Origin of the sequence: Saccharopolyspora erythraea NRRL 2338 (assembly GCF_000062885.1) — a bacterium.
In the GTDB taxonomy this organism is placed as follows: Bacteria; Actinomycetota; Actinomycetes; order Mycobacteriales; family Pseudonocardiaceae; genus Saccharopolyspora_D; species Saccharopolyspora_D erythraea.
Map to the genome: position 1 here is coordinate 3,310,758 of NC_009142.1, position 17,908 is coordinate 3,328,665.

The following is a 17,908-nucleotide window of genomic DNA, read 5'->3' on the forward strand; positions in this document are numbered from 1 at the left end:
GAGTTCTGTTGTTGCGGTGGAAATGCTAAGGGCAGGTGCTTGCGGTCGCAGGGCGATCAACGCTGCTCACGGCGGCCGGGAGTCGCGGCGCTCGTCGATGTTCGCCCCGGTTGTCGCCCTGTGGTCCGGCGTTGTCAGGTCCCTGTGTCGTCCGCATTTCCGATCATGGCTGACCACGTCGGTTCGAGCCTTGTTCCTCTGTTGACTCGAGCATTGTGATCGCGCCACCGCGGAATGTTCTTGCATTGCACGGACTTCCGGCTGGAGAAGTGCTGGACAGCGCGCCGTGGGCCACTGTGGACCAATCTGCGCGGCTGGTGCGTTCGAGCAGCCGGGACCGGCCGCCGCGTGCGAACGCCAGATCGGATCACGGTGTCAAACTGGCGTACGAAGTGCGTTGCGAGCGGCCGGGCGCGTGCTTGCGTATGCGCGGACCAACATCAGTCTTCAGTGGACTCGCGTTACCCGAACGAGTGAGTATGTCGTACTCGTGTCGGCCTGTTCCTGCCCATAGCATCTGCGCGGCACCAGCGAGTCTGGAGCTTCGGAAAAGGAGAAGGCCGGCAGGAAACGGGCAGTCGCCCGTGGATTGTTCCGGTCTGCCAACCAACTTCTGTGCAGGAGGTTACGTTGCCTCATGAATTGAGCATCGCCGAGCTGGAGAACGAGCGGGTCGAGTTCCTCCCGGCGCGCACCGTCCTTACGACGCTCGCGCTCGGACTCAGCCCGCGCGGCTGGGACTGGGCGGAGACCACCCCGGCCGACGAGACCAACAGCGCCTCCGGCGGGTCGGGCGGCACCGGTGGCGGCACCGGTGGCGGCCAGGGCGGCGGCAACGGCGGCAACGGCGGCAACGGCGGTTCCGGCGGCGACGGCGGCGACGGCGGCGACGGCGGCGACGGCATCGGCGGCGACGGCATCGGCGGCGACGGCCTCGGTGGCGAGGGCGGCACCGCGGTCGCAAAGTAAGTGACAGCGGGTGGCTCGGCGGCGCAGCCGCTGACCCACCACGCTGAAGTCAGGTACGGCGGAGCCGGCCGCGGGCAGCAGAACCCCGAGCACATCCTCTGCGCCCGCGGCCTGTTTCGATCTTCGGGAGTTTTCTCGGGAGGGATGCACCATCGTCGCCGGTTCTGAGACAGGGGAGCACGACCGCGGGGACGTGGCCGAGCTCCCGGTGCCCGACCTGGACCCCACCGTCGAGCTGATCGGCGAGTACCAGGACTCGGGTTACCAGGAGCCGCCCTACCTCGCGCGCCGTGCGGACGGGCAGGTCGTGCAGCTCACCCGCCTGCTCTACCTCGTCGCGTCCCGGCTCGACGCCCGACGCACCCACGCGCAGCTCGCCGAGGAGGTCAGCGGCGAGTTCGGGCGCGGCGTCAGCGCCGACCAGGTGGCCTTCCTCATCGACAACAGGCTTCGACCCGCCGGGATGGTCGCCAGCACCAGCGAGGCCGAGCGGGCCGAGGTGCGCAGCCGCAGGCATCCCGACCGGCTCCTCGCGCTGCGGTTGCGGGTCGCGCTGGTGCCCGAGCGCGTCGTCTCGGCCATCGCCGCGGTGTTCCAGCCCCTCTACTGGCCGCCGGTTGTGGTCACCGCGCTCGTCGCGCTGGCCTTCGCCGAGGTCTGGTTGTTCGCGGCGCACGGCCTCGGCCACGCCGTCTCCAGCGTCAACGCGCTGATCGACGAGCCCACCCAGACGTTGCTGGTGCTGGGACTGCTCTTCGTGGCCGGTGTCTTCCACGAGTTCGGCCACGTCGCCGCGTGCCGCTACGGCGGCGCCCGGCCCGGTGCCATGGGGGTCGGCATCTACCTCGTGTGGCCGGCGATGTACAGCACGGTCACCGACGTCTACCGCCTCGGTCGCGGGGCCAGGCTGCGCACCGACCTCGGCGGCGTGTACTTCAACGGGCTGGCTCTGACCGCCATGATCGCCGCCTACGCGTGGACGGGCGCGCCCTGGCTGCTGGTCGCCATCCTCACCTGGCAGGTCACGACGATCTGGCAGTTCCTGCCGTCCATCCGGCTCGACGGCTACTACATCCTCAGCGACCTCGTCGGTGTGCCCGACCTGTTCGACCGCATGATGCCGACGCTGCGCAGCCTGATCCCGGGGCGGCCCATGGACCCCAGGGTCCGGGAGCTCAAGCCGTGGGCGCGGCGCGTCATCGCGATCTGGGTCGTGCTGGTGATCCCGTGCCTTGCGTACTGGTTGATCGTCTTCCTGGCCCTCGCCCCGTACGTCCTGCCGACGCTCTGGGACTCGATGGCGCGGATGGGCAGCGGTGTGGCCGGTGCGGCGCAGGCGGGCGAGATCGCCGCGATGACCACCGGCGTCATCCAGATCCTGCTGTTGCTGCTGCCCTGGGTGGGCGTGTCCATCATCCTGTACGGACTGACCCGCAGCCTCGTCCTTTGGATCCGCCGGTTGATCGCACGGCGCCGGCAGTCCAGGGACGCCGCGGAGGCTTAGGGGTCCTTTCATTCACCACGACGAGCGAACCGGGGCGTGATGCCCCGGACCCGGAGCTGGTCTCGATAAACGTCATGGTCATAGGCCCGGTCGGCGTAGAGTTAGCGCTACCCGCAGCGGGGTACCGCCGGCGTCGGTGAGGACGTGGTGTTTGGAGCTCGGCCGCCCGCGGTCAACCGGACTCGGACCGACTTTTGGGCAACCACGTCCTCGCTTGGCCTTGATCTGGAAGGAATCCACCACCGCTCGGGAGAAGTCCAACTGATCGGCCGCCCTCAGGCGGGCCAGCAGCATCCGCTGCAACTCGTCCCATACTCCGGCCTGCTGCCACTCGGCCAACCGCCGCCAGCACGTCGAGCCCGAGCCGTAGCCCAACTCCTGGGGGCAGGAACTCCCACTGGATCCCCGGTGTAGAGCACGAACAGGATGCCCTGCAGGGTCTTGCGGTCATCGATCCGACGACGACCCGGATGCCGGAACCGGCTCGGATGCTCCGGCAGTAGCGGCTCGATCAACGCCCACAGCTCGTCGCTGACCTCCCATGGCCGTCGGCGAGTTATTCACGCTCCCAACCACAAACGTGATCAGTCCACGCCCCTAACCGTGCCAGGCCAAGATCCCCCTAAAGACCACATCTCATTTGGGTGTGCCCTTGGGCGTGGGATATCGTTGATCAACTGTGAGCGATGTGGAGAAGTGGTGTCCGGAGCCGTTGTGGCTGCTGGCGCGTTCGCTGTTGCCCGAAGCGCCGCAACGCCACCAGGGCGGAGGTCGGCGTCGGCTGGACGACCGCGCGGTGCTGGCCGCGATCCTGTACGTGCTGCAAACCGGGTGCGCCTGGTCAGCGCTGCCCACCTCGTTCGGAGTCAGCTGCGCCACCGCACACCGCCGGTTCACCGAGTGGTCCCAAGCCGACGTGTTCACCCGGCTGCACCAGGAACTGCTGGACCTGCTCGGCACCGCTGGAGCGATCGACTGGTCCCGGGCGTCGGTGGACAGCATGCACATCCGGGCGGTCAAAAGGGGGACCTGACCGGCCCCAGCCCGGTGGATCGAGGCAAGCCCGGCTCGAAGATCCACGCGATGAGCGACCGCAGTGGCATCCCGCTGGCCGTGGTCATCTCCGCGGCCAACCGCAACGATCACCGGGAACTTCAGACGGTGATCGATGCGGTTGCGCCGGTCAGAGGGTCTGCCGGACGGCCTCGACGTCGGCCGCGCAAGCTGCACGCCGACAAGGGCTACGACTATCCGGTCTGCCGACACGCGTTGCGTCGGAGAGGAATCATCGCCCGGATCGCTCGCCGGGGTATCGAGTCGACCACCCGGCTGGGACGCCACCGCTACGTCATCGAACGCACCCTGGAGTGGGTTTCCCGGTTCCGTCGGCTGGCTCGCCGCTACGAGCGCAAGGCCGCCCACTACGCGGCATTCGCCAGCCTGGCCTGCGCGGTGATCTGCTACCGCCGCGCCGCCAAACTGGATCTGCTCACCCATAACAACTCCAAATGAGATCCCCCTAAGGGGTCCTTGCATAATGATCTTGGTCTGGCATGGTGGTGGCTGGAGTTGATCACGTTTCGATCGTTGGGAGCGTGGGATGGCTCGCCCGAGGCCGTGGGAGGTCAGCGACGAGTTGTGGGCGTTGATCGAGCCGTTGCTGCCCCGGCACGAGCGTCGGTTTCGGTATCCGGGTCGGCGTCGGATCGACGATCGCAAGACTCTGCAGGGCATCTTGTTCGTGCTCTACACCGGCATCCAGTGGGAGTTTCTGCCGCAGGAGTTGGGATTCGGCTCGGGGTCGACGTGCTGGCGGCGGTTGGCCGAGTGGCAGCAGGCCGGAGTATGGGAGCAGTTGCAGCGGGTGCTGCTGGATCGCCTGCGAGCGGCCGATCAGTTGGACTTCTCCCGAGCGGTCGTGGATTCCTCCCAGATCCAGGCCAAACGGGGACGTGGTTGCCCAAAAGTCGGTCCGAGTCCGGTTGACCGTGGTCGGCCGGGCTCGAAGCACCACGTCATCACCGATGCCTGTGGAACCCCGTTGCGGGTGGTGCTGACCGGCAGCAACCGCAACGATGTGACCCAGCTGGTGCCGCTGGTGGAGGCGATCCCACCGGTGCGCGGACGGCCGGGTCGGCCCCGCCGCAAACCCCGCCGCCTCTACGCAGACCGGGCCTACGACCACGACGTCTACCGAGACAAGCTGCGGGCCCGGGGCATCACACCCCGGATCGCTCGCCGAGGTGACGACCACGGTTCCGGCCTCGGCAAGCTGCGGTGGGTGGTCGAAGCCGCGATCGCCTGGCTGCACGGACCACGCCGCCTACGGATCCGCTGGGAAACCCGCGACGACATCCACGACGGCTTCCTCCAACTCACCCACTGCATGATCCTCGCCGCCAAGCTCCCCACACACGCAATCTGAAAGGACCCCTAAGGGCGGTTCAGGCGCCGCAGACTCCGGTGACGAAGTCCTGCCAATCAAGGGGATTGCTCCGCAACGGAAATGGCCCGCCGGAAAGGTTCCGGCGGGCCATTCCTGCGCTAGCGGACCTCAGCCCGCCAGCTTGCATGCGATGACCGCACCGAGAGGCAGCGGGCGCTGTGCGCAAGCCGCCTCGTGGGTGCTGCCGACGCTGTCGGACTTCGCCTCGGCGGCGGTGCCACCGTTGGCGGGCTGGTCGGTGACCGGGGTGTTCACGGACGTGGTGCCCGGCTCGCCGCTGACCGTGGCGTCCTCGCCGACGCCGCTGAGCGGGATGCTGGGCAGGATGTCACCGGACACCCGCTGGGTCACCTCTTCGGTGGCGTTGGCGCCGGTCCCCAACGCGCGTCCGGTCGCCCTGTGGTCGGCAGCGGTGCGCGCGACCCCGTTGTGGCTGCCGTTGTCGCCGACCCCGCCGGACGGGAAGCCGTAGCTGCCGTTGGCGCCGTCACGTCCGGGCAGCGCCCGCACCGAGGCGGTGCCGTTGCGGTCGACGACCTCACCGGCTCCGCTCTGACCGGCGAGGCCGCCGGCGCCACCGGGTCCGCCGATGCCGCCGCTGCCGTCGATACCGCCGATGCCGTCGATACCGCCGTCACCGCCGCGGCCACCCGCACCGCCCTCGATGGTGATCCGGTCGCTGCCCTCGTTGACGATCGTGCCGGCGTTGCCGACGCCGGCGGGACCGTTGGACGCGGCCCGGCCGCCGCCGCCGTTGCCGCCCGCACCGCCGTGGCCGCTCGCGGTGCCCACGCCGCCGCCACCGCGACCGCCGTGCCCACCGTTGCCGTTGGTCCCGCCGGTGACGTTGACCGTGTTGGTGCCCTCGCCGCCGGTGATGCGGCCGAGGTTGCCGGCACCGCCGGTGCCGCCGTTGCCGCCGGCACCGCCGTTCCCGCCGCCGTAGGCCAGCATCTGCTCCGCGGCGCCACCGCCGCCGTTGCCGCCCTCGCCGCCGTTGCCGCCGGTGCCACCGGTGACGTTGATCGTGTCGTTGCCGGCACCGCCGTTGATGAGACCGGTCCGCGCCACGGCGTCGCCGCCGGTGCCGCCGTGGCCGCCGCGCCCGGCGTCCTTGCCGTTCTCGGTCGGGGGCTCGTCACCGTTGGCGGACTGCCCCGTGCCCTGCCGGCCGCTGGCCGACGTTCCGGCGTCACCGCCGTTCGGGCCGATCTTGCCGTTGCCGCCGTTGCCGCCGTTGCCACCGGAGGAGCCGGTGACGGTGATCGTGTCGTCACCGCCGCCGCCGTCGACGCTGCCGACCACGCTGCCGACGATGGTGATCCGGTCCTTGCCGGAGGTCCCCTGCAACGTCTGCCCCGCCTGCACCCCTCGCGGGCACTGGATGTCCTGCCCGCCGAGCCCGTTGGGGGTCCGCGTGCAGCCCGCCGGGTCGGCCAGCGCGGGCGGGGCCGTGAGCAGCCCGAAGCTGGTCATGGCGAGCATGCCGGCGCTGGACAGCGTCAGCCAGTGCTTGCCGGTCCGCCACGCCGAGGAACCCCTGTCGGAGTCCGCGGGCGCGGAGGAGTCCAGTCCCGAGGTGAGGACTTGGGGATACCGAGGTTGAGCCATTGACATCACTCCCTTGCGAAGTGCGCTCGTACTAGGCTGAACAGCGCAGAACATTAGGCCATAAGGACTATAGTGGTCGGCATTCCCGGTGTTGATGTCGGCTTTGCTATTTGGCCGCGCGGGGGAGCCGGAGGTTCGGCGGAGTGGATCTGCGGGTCCGATGTGGACGCTCGGTATCGGGCTCTCGGCCCTGCTGATCAGCGCTTTCGGTGCCAGCGGCGTGGTTTTCGGGCTGTGCGGCGGCGCGCACTCGCCAGTCGGGGCTTTTTCTCCAGTGCTGACCCGAGCGGTTCTCTCGGAATGTTCCAACTGGATCTGCCGAATTGTCGGTATCGCCGCCGCGGCCTCGTGCCGTCGTTCCGGATCGCGCGCAGTTCGGCGATCGGGTTGATTTGGCCGCGGCCGGATTCGCCGTGGCGGAAAGGGAACCTGACGAGGGGCCATCAGCTCGACCGCCCGCGGAAGTCGGCCGCCACCCGGCGGAGGAAGTCGAGCGCGTCCCCGCCGCGCAACGCCCTCTGCCGCAGGTGGTCGAACAGCTCCAGGTGCAACACGACGCTCGCCCGGTCGCGGTGGGCGGTTTCGCGGGCGTGCGTCCGGACCACGACCAGGCGCTCGTCGTAGACCGCGAAGACGTTGAGAAGGGGGTTGGTGAGCGGGACGTCCTGCGGGAGCACCGCGATGTCGGCGTTGGGCATCATGCCGACCGAGACCAGGTGGTCGACCTGCACCGCCATCGCCCTCGGCGAGGTGACCTGGCAGCGGACGGCGGCCTCGGTCAGCAGGAAGTGGAAGTGCTTGTCGGAGTGGAACAGCGCGCGCTGCTCGTCGAGTTCGCGGTTGCTCGGCTCGGTCCGGCTCCGCCCGCCGGCGCGCGCGAGCGGGCTCTCGGCGTTGCGGCGGCGGTACTCCGGGATCTGCAGGCAACCCGGCAGCATCGACGTGAGCGCGTGCCTGATCAGCTTGGAGCGCGTGATGAGCTCGGATGGCCGGCTGGGTTCGTGCCCGCCCTGGCGCGGGCACGTCGCGCGCGGCTCGGCGGTGGCCGGACCGCACAGGCCGAGCAGCTCGGTGACCGTGGCGGGGGAGGCGTCGAGCGCGAGCAGGAGCCGCTCGACGTCGCCGGGGCTCGCCGGCTGCCTGCCGTTCTCGATCTTGGAGATTTTGGACTGGCTCATCCGGGCCCGCGCCGACAGCCGCTCGCCGGTCAACCCGGCGGCGATGCGCAGCCTGCGCAGTTCCGCGGCCACGCCGGACGGTGCTCCGGAGGGGACCGCGGGCTGGTCGTCGGCCGACCTGCGCTGCTGGGGGACCAGCGCGACAGGCGTGCGGTCCGCGGTGTCCGGGGTGGACCGCGGCGGGGATGTGGCCGGCTTGGAGAGCGTCCGGCCGGCCACCGGCAGCTTGTGGCTCTCCGGTTCACCGGTGCACCCCGTCGCGGCGGCCACCTGCCGCGCAGGGACGCCGCTCTCGTTGCCGGAGGCGGAAAGCGCGCGCTTGAGCCGGCGTTGGAGACGTTCGCGCCCCGGCTCGGCCCGCACCAGCTCGCGCAATTCCGGGACCAGCGGGGTGGGCCTGCCGCATGCGAGCTCGGCCTCGAAGTGGTCCTCCAGCGCGTCCAGGCGCTCGTGCCGGATCCCGGTCAGCTCGGGCCACGGGAACTCGTCCGCGAGGTCCGCCAGAACCGGTCCGCGCCACAGTTCCCGGGCCTCGCGCAGCCGGTCGGCCGGTGCCTCCCAGGCGCCGGCGGCCAGTTCGGCCCGGCCGCGCTCGGCCAGGTCCCGGAAGCGGAGCAGGTCCACCGCGTCCGGATCGACGCGCAGCAGGTAGCCCGCCAGGTGGGTGCGAAGCGCCGGTCCCGGGGCCGCACCCGATTGCGGGACGAGCACTTCGCGCAGCTGCGAGATGGTGTTGTGCACGCGCTTCTGCGCGTCGCCGGTGAGGTCGTCGCCTTGAACGGCTTGGGCCAACCGGTCGGTGTGGACGACCTGGTTGGCGTGCAGCAGCAGGTGTCCGAGCACCGCGCGCCGCCGGCGATCCCCGAGTGGGACCGGACGCCCGTCGCTGACGACTTCCAAGGGCCCCGGTACGTGGAATCGCATGCCTTCCCCATTGCCGCGCGCCCCGGATCCGGATGCGCCGGAGGTGCCGACCGCGCGCCGTTGCGACGGTGGACGATGCCGTGGAGCAGCGCATTCCGTTGCAGGGGAGCGGAACCGCCTCACGTGTGTCGAAGCTGCGCTGATCCGCGTCCCGACGTTACCGGAGCACCGAGGGCGTTCAGCCTGCGAAGACCTCGACGTCACTCGGCCGGTTGATCATGATCACCGTATTCGTCGGCAGGGAATTCGACCGCACCGCACCGGAAGTGCCGCGACTGAGACCGAACGCGGGTTGGCGTGCGAACGGTCGCGAAGCCGGACGCGGTGCGGTGCGGTCGGCCGGGGTCAGCCCCGGGTCGGCGCGATCTCCGGTCGCGCGACGGCGGCCCTGCGCTGGTGGACGACGCCGACGACCACGAGCGCGGCCGCGACCAGCAGCGTCAGCAGCAGCTGCACGCGGGTCTCGCCCTCGAAGGCCATGCCCGCCAGGACGGCGGCGATCCCGGCGATGGTGATCCAGGTCAGGTACGGGTAACCCCACATCCGCAGCGTCAGCCGGGCGGGGTCGGTGCGCTGGTAGTGGCGGCGCAGGCGCAGCTGGGAGAAGGCGATCACCAGCCAGACCAGCAACGCCGTCGCCCCGGAGGAGTTCACCAGGAACAGGAACACCGTGTCGGGGGAGAGGTAGTTGAACGCGACGGCCACGAACCCGACCACCGTCGAGCCGAGCACCGCGAGCACGGGCGTTCCGCGCCTGCTGACCCGGGCCACCGCGGCCGGGCCCTGGCCGCGCCGGGACAGCGAGTAGGCCATCCGGGAGGCCGTGTAGAGCCCGGAGTTCAGGCAGGACAGCACGGAGGTGAACACCACGACGTCCATCACCGTCGCCGCCGCGGGCAGCCCGATCCGGTCGAGCACGGCCACGTACGGGCTCTCGGCGACCTCGGCGCTGTCGTAGGGCAGAAGCGTGACGATGACGGCGATCGAGCCGATGTAGAAGACCAGGATCCGCCACACCACCGACCGCACCGCGGCGCGGACCGCGCGCCCGGGGTTGTCGGACTCGCCCGCGGCGATCGTGGCGATCTCGGCGCCGAAGAACGAGAACACGATCACGACCAGCCCGCCGAACACCGGGCTCACGCCGAAGGGCATGAAACCGCCGTGGCCGACCAGGTTGCTGACGCCGGGGCTCGGCACCGTCGGTAGCAGCCCGAGCACGGCCGCCGCGCCGAGGGCGATGAACCCGACGATGGCGGTCACCTTGATGGCGGCGAACCAGAACTCGAACTCGCCGAACGAGCGCACCGAGTACAGGTTCGTCGCGGTCAGCACCACCATGATGAGCAGCGCCCACACCCACTGCGGGACACCGGGCACCCACCGGTTGGCGATCTCGGCGCCCGCGGTGGCCTCGATGCCCAGCACGACGACCCAGAACCACCAGTACAGCCAGCCGATGGCCAGTCCGGCCCAGCGTCCGAGCGCCTGTTCGGCGTAGGCGGAGAACGACCCCGTGGCGGGACTGGCCGCCGACATCTCGCCGAGCATCCGCATCACCAGCACGACCAGCACGCCGGCCAGCGCGTAGGAGACCAGCGCGGCGGGTCCCGCCTCGCTGATCGCCGCGCCGCTGCCGACGAACAGCCCGGCGCCGATCACTCCGGCGATCGCGATCATGCTCAAGTGCCGCTGGCGCAGCCCGCTGCTGAGCGAGGACTCCTCCGTGCCTGACACTGCGGCCCCTTCCGTGGTGGTCCGACTGCGGTTGCCGGACATCGTGAGACCCGTCACGGCGGGCGGCCAAGGTGTCGATTTGTACAACGGCGGCGACCAACTTCGGCGGATCGTCCACTGTCGCGCACGGCGCCCGTGGTTTACGGAGCGGTCCGGCGGCGGCGCGGCATCACGGTGTCGCGCTACCGCTTCCGGAGGTCAGGTCACCCCGCGTTCATGGGCATGAGCCCGCGGTGTTCAGGAGCAGACCGATCGCACGGCGCGTTCGGCGCGGGGCTCGGGTTGCCGCGGAACTGGGCCATCCCGCCGATGGTGCGTCCGTCGGCGCTGACGGTCCGGGGGTAGCGCGCGTGGTCGTCGCCGAAGCCCGGCAGCTCGACCACGGAGCCGCCCGCCACCAGTGCGCCCCGCTGGTCAACGACCCACCCGGCCGCGTTGACGTCGGTCGCGGTGTGCAGGCCCGGGACGGGCCCGACCGCTCCGGTGTCGAGGTTCGACAGCAGCGGTCGCCCGTAGCCGCCGCCGACCACCCACGGGCCGTTGACGCGCACCGCCTCCAGCTCGACCTCCGGCGGGACGTCGGCGGGCCGGGGGAGCACGTGCGCGGTGCCGTCAGGCCGCCAGAGGACAGCGTCGGGGCCAACGGCGCCGACGATCGTGCCGTCGTCGGCGATGTCGCGAGCTTCGCCCACCCTGTCGCCGGGCCGGGGCAGGTCGACCGGCTCGGCCGAGGCCGACGGCCAGGTGACCGGAACCTGGACCGGCGGCCCGCTGCCGGTGGGGCCATCCGGGTAGCCGACGATCCGGCCCTCGGAGTTGATGGCGTTCGCCTGGCCCTTGCCGGGGACGAGGTGGAAGCCGGCGCTGTCGAGCACCCACGACACGATGTCGTTCTCGGCGTCCTCCTTGGTGCCCACGACGACGCCGGCCGCGTTCATGTCGGCCGCCGTCCCGGAGCCGGGGATGTCGATGGTGTTCACCCGATCGCCGTCCCAGAGCGTGATGTCGGCTTCGACCCCGGTGCCGGTGTGGCGGGTCGTGCTGCCGAGCAGGGGCGTGCCGCCAGGGGCGGAAGCGCTGACCCCGGCCCCGGCGGTGCCCTGGGGCACCGGGAACGCGGCGAGCAGCACCCCCGGCCGCGACGAGCACGCCGCGGCGTCCGGAACGCGGTGGGAGTGCGCGAGTGGGGGCACGTAGCCGTCTTCATCGCAGGTGGACATGCCCTGCACGACTGACGTCCGCGCGCCTGGCGCGGTTGCCCCCGGCGCGCCGGAGCGGCCGGACGTCCGGCGGCGTTGCTCCGTTCGGTCGTGCCGCCCGCCGCGGATCGGCGACTCGACCGGAAAAACAGTTCTGCGAGGACAGGAACTGACCGCCGATGTTCCTAGCGTCGGCGGCATGAACAGCCCCAAGACGATCCTCGTCACCGGAGCCACCGGAAACGTCGGCCGCCACCTCGTCCGGCAATTGCTCGCCGAGGGACACCAGGTGCGCGCCCTGACCCGCGACCCCGCCCGGGCGGACCTGCCCGCGGGCGCGGAGGTGTTCGCCGGCGACCTGACCGACACCGCAAGCCTGGCGCCCGCCTTCGACGGCGTCCGCGCCGCCCACCTGATCACCTTCGACGGCGCGGACTTCTCGCCGCTGGCCAACGGCGAGGACATCGTCGAGCTCGCGGTGGCGAGCGGGGTGCGCGAGGTGACCGTCCTCAAGGGCGATGGGTCCAAGAGCCCGCTGGAGCTGGCCGTCGAGGCGGGCGGCCTCGACTGGACGTACCTGGCGCCGGTGGAGTTCATGTGCAACGCCCTGGAGTGGGCCGGCCCGGTGCGGGAGGAGGGCGTCGTCCGCGAGGCGTTCGCGGAGTCCAGGAGCGCGATGATCCACGAGGCCGACATCGCCGCGGTCGCGGCGACCGCCCTCACCGAGCACGGCCACGCCGGGCAGGAGTACTGGCTGACCGGCCCGGAGGCGTTGACGCCACCGCAGAAGGTGCGAACGATCAGCGAGGTCCTGGGACGCGCGGTGCGCTACGTCGAGCTCAGCCGCGACGAAGTCCTGGCGCAGTGGCGGGCAGAGGGCTACTCGGCCGAGGACATCGACTTCTTCCTCGCCATGCGGACCGACCCGGCCGGGATGGGCGGGACGGTGCTGCCCACGGTGCGGGAGGTCACCGGGCGGCCAGCGCGCGACTTCGCCGGGTGGGTCCGGGAGAACGCCGCCGCCTTCGGCGGCTGAGCCCGGAACGGCGGTGCCGGACCGGTTCGCAGCTTCGGTACGGTCATTTCCGTGGCCGATCGGATCGCGCGTCGGATCCTGGTCTACGGCGTCACCGGATCGGGCAAGTCGACCGCGGCCCAGCGGATCAGCCGGGCGACCGGTGTGCCGTGGCATCCCGTGGACGACCTCACCTGGGAGCCGGGCTGGGTCGAGGTCCCGCCCGAGGAGCAGCGCAGGCGCATCGCGCGGATCTGCGCCCAGGACGAGTGGATCCTGGACGCCGCCTACGGCAAGTGGCTGGAGATCCCGCTCGCCCGCGCCGAGCTGGTCGTCGCGCTGGACTACCCGCGGTGGCTGTCGTTGTCGCGGCTGCTCCGCCGCACCGCGGGCCGGGTGGTCGACAAGCGGACGGTGTGCAACGGCAACCGGGAGACGCTGCGCACGGTCCTCTCCCGCGATTCGATCCTCCTCTGGCACTTCCGGTCGTTCGCCCGCAAACGCAGGCGGATGCGGGAGTGGGCCGCCGACCCGTCCGGGCCCGCGGTTCACCGGTTCGGGCGCCCCCGCGACCTGCGGGCCTGGATCGACGCGCTGGGGGCCACCGAGGCCCGGTAGCCGCGCCGGGTCCACAGGTGCCCGAGGACTGGGAGCTGTCGGGTTCCGGCGGGCCGCGACCGTTCACCTCGTGGGTGCGCTACCGCCTGCCGGACGACTCGCACTACATCGTGGTCGCCAGCGCAAGGGCTACGGGCCGCGGCGCCGCGCCGAGCGCGAGCAGCCGGACGAGAACCCGTGGCTGCGGTTCTGGGCGCCCGGCCGGCTGGTCTTCCGACCGCGCGGGACTGGCCCGGCGCGACGGTGGTCAAGGTCGGCTTCCGCTGCGCAGGTGCGGGCCGGGCGGGTCTGCCGGTCTCCGAACCGGGTACCCGAGCGCCGTGACGGACGACCACGACGACCTCCCCGTGCTGGGCTGCCTCGACCACCTGGCCGAGGCCGTGCGCGGCCACGACGCCGGCCGGGGACTGTACCTGCGGTGGTCGCGGGGACCGGCCTTCGACGCCGACACCACCAGCCGCGACGCGCTCACCGGCGTCGCGCTGCCCGGCCTGTCGGCCAACCCGCTGCAAGTCGAGTCGTGGTGGGGCGAGCGCTCGCTGCGGCTGTGGGTGGCGCGCAGGCTCTACGACTACAAGCACCTGCGGGAGCGGCAGCCCGGTCAGGGCGTCCGCGCCTGGCTGCTGGCGGGGCGCGAGGTCGCCCGCGGGCCGGACAACGAACCCCTGGTCACCCAGGAGCGGGCGATCGCCTTCGTCGCCGAGGAGGCGCTGAGGGAGGCGCGGCGGCTGGTCACCGAGCAGCACGACCAATGGGGTTCGCTCGACCGCCGCGCCTGACCGCGCACCGGCCGGCGGACCCGAGCACCCGGCACCGGCGGCCTTCCACGCAGTGGACGCGGGCTCGCGGTCGTGCGGCGCTCGCCGCGCGGCACCTATGCTTGCCGGTCATGAATGTCGAGCTGCGGCATCTGCGCGCGCTCGCCGCGATCGGCGACGAGGGGACCATCACCGGCGCGGCGCAGGCGTTGCACGTCAGCCAGCCCGCGCTGTCCCGCACCCTCGACCAGCTCGAAGGCAGGCTCGGGACGCGGCTGGTGGAGCGCACCACCCGGCACCTGGTGCTGACCGAAGCCGGTCAGCGGCTATGGGAGCACTCCCACCGGTTGCTCAACCAGCTCGCGGACGCGCTCGCCGAGACCACTTCGGGACCCCGTGAGCTGCGGGTCGGGTTCGCGTGGGCGACGCTCGGCCACCACACGGTGCCGCTGCTGCGCGGCTGGCGCGAACGGCACCCCGGCACCGCGGTCCGGGTGCGGCGCCACGACGACCCCGAGGCCGCGCTCCGCCGCGGCGAGGTCGACGTGGCGTTCCTGCGCGCCGTGTCCCCGGCCGCGAGCGCGTTGCGGACCCTCCCGCTGTATGAAGAGCGCCGGCTGGCCGCCGTGGCCGAGGGCGACCCGCTCGCCTCCGCGGGCGCCGTGCGGCTCGCCGACCTCGCCGACCGGCCGGTCGCGCTCTGCGCGACGGCCGCCACCACCAGCGCGGCCCTGTGGCCCGAGGAGCGGCGACCGCGAACCTTCGAGGTCGGCGGCGTGGACGAGTGGCTCACCGCTATCGCCACCGGTGACGCGGTCGGCGTGACCACCGAGGGCACCGGGCACAGCCACCCGTACCCGGGCGTCCGCTACCTGCCGATCGCCGACGCGGCGCCCGTGACCGTCCACCTGGCGTGGCCGAGCGTCGCCGCGCACGCCGCGACGGAAGCGTTCCGCGAGCACGTGCGGATTTCACTCGCCGCCGGTTCCGGGTCTCGGCGGCCGAACGCGGTGCTGGCCGGGTAGCGGTCGCATAGGACCAGGGCGTCCGATTTGTTCTTTTTGTCCTCGGTTGCCGCCGTGCGGGCGCCCACCGTCTTGTTAGGACGGCGAACGGTGGGATCAGCCTGCCGGGTCGCGACATTGCGTCGCGTGAGGATCGCTCGGCGCTTGATCGCCTGGTCAGGCGTGGCCAGGCGGTTGCTGCGTCCGGCGCTGCGGTGTTGCGACGTCGGGTGTAGACGGGCGGGCGTCGGCTGATCGAGGGATGGATCACACAAACGGGCTAAGTTAGTCATGCCTAAATAAAGGTAGGCTCACCTTCACCGCCGACCGGCGGAGGTCGCGTCGCGCCCTGCGCGGGGTTCGCCACCGCCGGCCGCCGCGGAGTCCGCGCGTGGACGACCAAACCTGAAATCGCAGCTCCGCCGCATGATGGGACAGGTATGACGCGGTATGACGACTCGAATCCGGTTCGTGATCTCGTGGGCGTCGGCTTCGGGCCGTCGAACCTCGCGCTCGCGATCGCCGTGCGCGAGCACAACGCGCAGGTCGGAGCCGGGGACCAGGTGGACGCGCGCTTCCTGGAGAGCAAGCCCGCCTTCGGCTGGCACCGGGGGATGCTCATCGACGACGCCACGATGCAGGTGTCGTTCCTCAAGGACCTGGTGACCCAGCGCAACCCGGCCAGCGAGTTCAGCTTCCTGTCGTACCTGCACAGCAAGGGCAGGCTGGTCGACTTCATCAACCACAAGAGCCTGTTCCCGCTGCGGGTGGAGTTCCACGACTACTTCGAGTGGGCGGCCTCCCACCTGGACGACTCGGTGGACTACGGCGTCGAGGTCGTCGGCGTCGAACCGGTGGTGCGCGACGGAGTGGTGGAGCACTTCGACGTCGTGGGCAGGACCGCGTCCGGCCAGGAGATGACCTACCCGGCGCGCAACGTGGTCCTGGCGACGGGGCTGGAACCGAACCTGCCGGAGGGGATCACCTCCGGCGACCGCGTTTGGCACAACTCCGAGCTGCTGCACCGCATCGAGTCGCTGCCCCAGCGGGGCGACGAGCGGTTCGTGGTGGTGGGAGCGGGGCAGAGCGCGGCCGAGGTCGTCGCCCACCTGCACGGCCGGTTCCAGGACGCGCAGGTCTCCGCGGTGTTCTCACGTTACGGCTACAGCCCTTCCGACGACAGCCCGTTCGCCAACCGCATCTTCGACCCGTCCGCTGTGGACGACTTCTACACCGCGCCGGAACAGGTCAAGCAGAAGCTGCTGGGATATCACGCCAACACCAACTACTCGGTGGTCGACCTCGACCTCATCAACGACCTCTACCGGCGGGTCTACCAGGAGAAGGTGCTCGGCCGCGAACGCCTGCGGGTGCTCAACACCTCCCGGGTGCTGGAGGTCGTCGAGACCGACACCGGCGTGCGGGTCGCGGTGGAGTCGCTCACCACGGGGGAGAAGGCGCTGCTGGAGTCCGATGTGGTCGTCTACGCCACCGGCTACCGGCCGTCGGACCCCACCGCGCTTCTCGGTGAGCTGGCCGAGCACTGCGAACGCGACGACCAGGGGCGCTACCGCGTCGCCCGGGACTACCGGCTGATGACCGGATCCGCCGTGCGCGGCGGGATCTACCTGCAGGGCGGGACGGAGCACACCCACGGCATCACCTCGTCGCTGCTGTCCAACACCGCGGTGCGCGGTGGCGAGATCCTGCGCTCGATCGTCGACGACCGCGGCACCGGAATGCCGCGGCTGCGCGTGGCGCAGTAGGCCGGCGGCAGCTCGGAATCCGGAACCCGCCTCCCGAAAACCGGAACCGGAGCCCGGAACCCGGCAACGCGGCGATCCGGCAACTCAGCCCGGCAGTGCAGTCGGCCGGATTCGTACAACACCCCTTCCCCAGGAGAAAACCCGATGCGGACAAGAAGTGCGGCGCTCGGCGCCCTGCTGCTCATCGTGGCCATGGTGGCCGCCGCCTGCGGGGGCGGCGCGTCCTCCGGCGAGAACCAGGCGGGCAACGGCCCCGTGGTGCAACACAGGTACGGCTCGACCCAGGTTCCCGCGCAGCCCAAGCGGGTCGTGACCCTCGGGATGACCGACCACGAGACCGTGCTGGCCTTCGGCATCAAGCCGGTCGGTGTCGTCGACTGGTTCGGTGAGCGCCCCTTCGGCAACTGGCCGTGGAGCCAGCAGCTCTGGGGCGGCCGGCAGCCGGACGTCGTCGGCCAGCGCGACGAGTACAACATGGAGAAGATCGCCGCGCTCAAACCGGACCTGATCATCGCCGAGTACTCCGGGATGCGCCGCGACCAGTACGACAAGCTGGCGGCGATCGCGCCGACCGTGGCGCAGTCGCCCCGCTTCCCCGAGTACGGCGCCCCCTGGCAGGAGATGACCAGGATGATCGGCCAGGCGCTCAACCAGCCCGCCAAGGCCGAGGAACTGGTGGCCCGGACCGAGGGCCGTTTCGCCGAGGTCCGCAAGCAGCACCCGGAGTTCGCGCGGCAGACCCTCGCGCTGGTCGACACCTACCGGCAGGGCGCCTTCGGCGCGTTCCCGCCCACCGACGCCAAGTCGCTGTTCATGCAGGAGCTCGGTTTCAAGTCGCCGCCGCAGCTGAGCGCCGCGGTCGGGGACAAGGCGGTGGCCGAGTTCGGCTTCGAGCAGATGGGCATGCTCGACGTCGACCGCCTGGTGTGGATGACCTCCGACGAGGTCGCCGCCAACGCCGTGCGGAACAACGGCATCTACCGGTCGCTGAACGTGGTCAAGGACGGGCGGGACCTGTTCCTGAGCTACCAGAACCCGCCGGTCGGTGCCGCGATCTCGTTCAACACCGTCCTGAGCATCCCGTACGCCATCGACCAGGTCGTCCCGCAGCTCGCGCGACCGGCCCGGTAGCGGCGACACCGGCTCCGCCCAGAGCGAGAGAAGCAACACCCAGTGGGA

At 71.1% G+C, this 17,908-nt stretch carries 14 protein-coding genes and 1 pseudogene; 10 read left to right on the forward strand and 5 right to left on the reverse strand.

Features of this window, described 5'->3' with window-relative positions; all coding sequences use genetic code 11:
* Window positions 1–630 precede the first annotated feature (630 nt).
* Complete coding sequence (locus SACE_RS14655) at window positions 631–969, forward strand: hypothetical protein (protein WP_231850009.1); 339 nt, start codon at window positions 631–633, stop codon at window positions 967–969.
* A 193-nt stretch (window positions 970–1,162) separates the two neighbouring features.
* Window positions 1,163–2,473 (forward strand): hypothetical protein, encoded by a 1,311-nt coding sequence (locus tag SACE_RS14660; protein WP_009950348.1) that lies wholly within the window; start codon window positions 1,163–1,165, stop codon window positions 2,471–2,473.
* Window positions 2,474–2,487: 14 nt separating this feature from the next.
* Here the strand turns inward: SACE_RS14660 and SACE_RS36465 are convergent.
* A pseudogene (locus tag SACE_RS36465) lies at window positions 2,488–3,033 on the reverse strand (IS5 family transposase); the annotation flags it as partial.
* A gap of 128 nt (window positions 3,034–3,161) precedes the next feature.
* On the opposite strand from SACE_RS36465, the gene SACE_RS36470 reads away from it, so the two are divergent.
* Window positions 3,162–3,985 (forward strand): IS5 family transposase gene (locus SACE_RS36470; protein WP_085982280.1). Its coding sequence is split into 2 segments (ribosomal slippage): window positions 3,162–3,504 and window positions 3,504–3,985, totalling 825 coding nucleotides; the frame shifts between segments, so codons are not numbered across the junction.
* A gap of 88 nt (window positions 3,986–4,073) precedes the next feature.
* Window positions 4,074–4,898, forward strand: coding sequence for an IS5 family transposase (locus SACE_RS14675; protein ID WP_011873634.1), 825 nt, complete (start codon window positions 4,074–4,076; stop codon window positions 4,896–4,898).
* Between the two features lie 129 nt (window positions 4,899–5,027).
* Here the strand turns inward: SACE_RS14675 and SACE_RS14680 are convergent, their stop codons facing one another.
* From SACE_RS14680 to SACE_RS14695, 4 genes are all read right to left on the reverse strand, one after another.
* Entirely contained in the window at window positions 5,028–6,530 is a 1,503-nt protein-coding gene (locus tag SACE_RS14680) for a hypothetical protein (protein WP_009949814.1), read from the reverse strand.
* 443 nt (window positions 6,531–6,973) lie between these two features.
* On the reverse strand, window positions 6,974–8,632 hold the full coding sequence (locus SACE_RS14685; RefSeq protein WP_143538147.1) for a Scr1 family TA system antitoxin-like transcriptional regulator: 1,659 nt from the start codon (window positions 8,630–8,632) through the stop codon (window positions 6,974–6,976).
* A gap of 345 nt (window positions 8,633–8,977) precedes the next feature.
* Window positions 8,978–10,369 carry an amino acid permease gene (locus tag SACE_RS14690; RefSeq protein WP_009949812.1) on the reverse strand — a complete coding sequence of 464 codons (1,392 nt, stop codon included), beginning with the start codon at window positions 10,367–10,369 and terminating at the stop codon, window positions 8,978–8,980.
* 203 nt (window positions 10,370–10,572) lie between these two features.
* Window positions 10,573–11,589, reverse strand: a complete 1,017-nt coding sequence (locus SACE_RS14695; protein WP_231850010.1) for a hypothetical protein — start codon at window positions 11,587–11,589, stop codon at window positions 10,573–10,575.
* 178 nt (window positions 11,590–11,767) lie between these two features.
* On the opposite strand from SACE_RS14695, the gene SACE_RS14700 reads away from it, so the two are divergent.
* From SACE_RS14700 to SACE_RS14725, 6 genes are all read left to right on the forward strand, one after another.
* The gene (locus SACE_RS14700; RefSeq protein ID WP_009949809.1) at window positions 11,768–12,604 is read left to right on the forward strand and encodes an NmrA family NAD(P)-binding protein; all 837 of its coding nucleotides are present in this window, start codon (window positions 11,768–11,770) and stop codon (window positions 12,602–12,604) included.
* 51 nt (window positions 12,605–12,655) lie between these two features.
* The gene (locus SACE_RS14705) at window positions 12,656–13,201 is read left to right on the forward strand and encodes a P-loop NTPase family protein (protein WP_009949807.1); all 546 of its coding nucleotides are present in this window, start codon (window positions 12,656–12,658) and stop codon (window positions 13,199–13,201) included.
* 320 nt (window positions 13,202–13,521) lie between these two features.
* A complete protein-coding gene (locus SACE_RS14710) occupies window positions 13,522–13,980 on the forward strand; it encodes a DUF6098 family protein (RefSeq protein ID WP_009949806.1) in 459 nt (152 codons plus the stop codon).
* Window positions 13,981–14,090: 110 nt separating this feature from the next.
* On the forward strand, window positions 14,091–14,984 hold the full coding sequence (locus tag SACE_RS14715) for a LysR family transcriptional regulator (RefSeq protein WP_009949805.1): 894 nt from the start codon (window positions 14,091–14,093) through the stop codon (window positions 14,982–14,984).
* Window positions 14,985–15,403: 419 nt separating this feature from the next.
* Window positions 15,404–16,729 carry a lysine N(6)-hydroxylase/L-ornithine N(5)-oxygenase family protein gene (locus tag SACE_RS14720; protein ID WP_011873915.1) on the forward strand — a complete coding sequence of 442 codons (1,326 nt, stop codon included), beginning with the start codon at window positions 15,404–15,406 and terminating at the stop codon, window positions 16,727–16,729.
* A gap of 144 nt (window positions 16,730–16,873) precedes the next feature.
* Window positions 16,874–17,860, forward strand: a complete 987-nt coding sequence (locus tag SACE_RS14725; RefSeq protein WP_009949803.1) for an iron-siderophore ABC transporter substrate-binding protein — start codon at window positions 16,874–16,876, stop codon at window positions 17,858–17,860.
* Window positions 17,861–17,908 lie beyond the last annotated feature (48 nt).

Excerpts from the sequence above, each read along its gene's own strand:
- SACE_RS14725 (WP_009949803.1), top strand. The coding sequence starts at position 16,874 with ATGCGGACAAGAAGTGCGGCGCTCGGCGCCCTGCTGCTCATCGTGGCC.
- SACE_RS14715 (WP_009949805.1), top strand. The coding sequence starts at position 14,091 with ATGAATGTCGAGCTGCGGCATCTGCGCGCGCTCGCCGCGATCGGCGAC.
- SACE_RS14720 (WP_011873915.1), top strand. The coding sequence starts at position 15,404 with ATGACGCGGTATGACGACTCGAATCCGGTTCGTGATCTCGTGGGCGTC.
- SACE_RS14685 (WP_143538147.1), bottom strand. The coding sequence starts at position 8,632 with ATGCGATTCCACGTACCGGGGCCCTTGGAAGTCGTCAGCGACGGGCGT.
- SACE_RS14680 (WP_009949814.1), bottom strand. The coding sequence starts at position 6,530 with ATGGCTCAACCTCGGTATCCCCAAGTCCTCACCTCGGGACTGGACTCC.
- SACE_RS14695 (WP_231850010.1), bottom strand. The coding sequence starts at position 11,589 with ATGTCCACCTGCGATGAAGACGGCTACGTGCCCCCACTCGCGCACTCC.
- SACE_RS14700 (WP_009949809.1), top strand. The coding sequence starts at position 11,768 with ATGAACAGCCCCAAGACGATCCTCGTCACCGGAGCCACCGGAAACGTC.
- SACE_RS14675 (WP_011873634.1), top strand. The coding sequence starts at position 4,074 with ATGGCTCGCCCGAGGCCGTGGGAGGTCAGCGACGAGTTGTGGGCGTTG.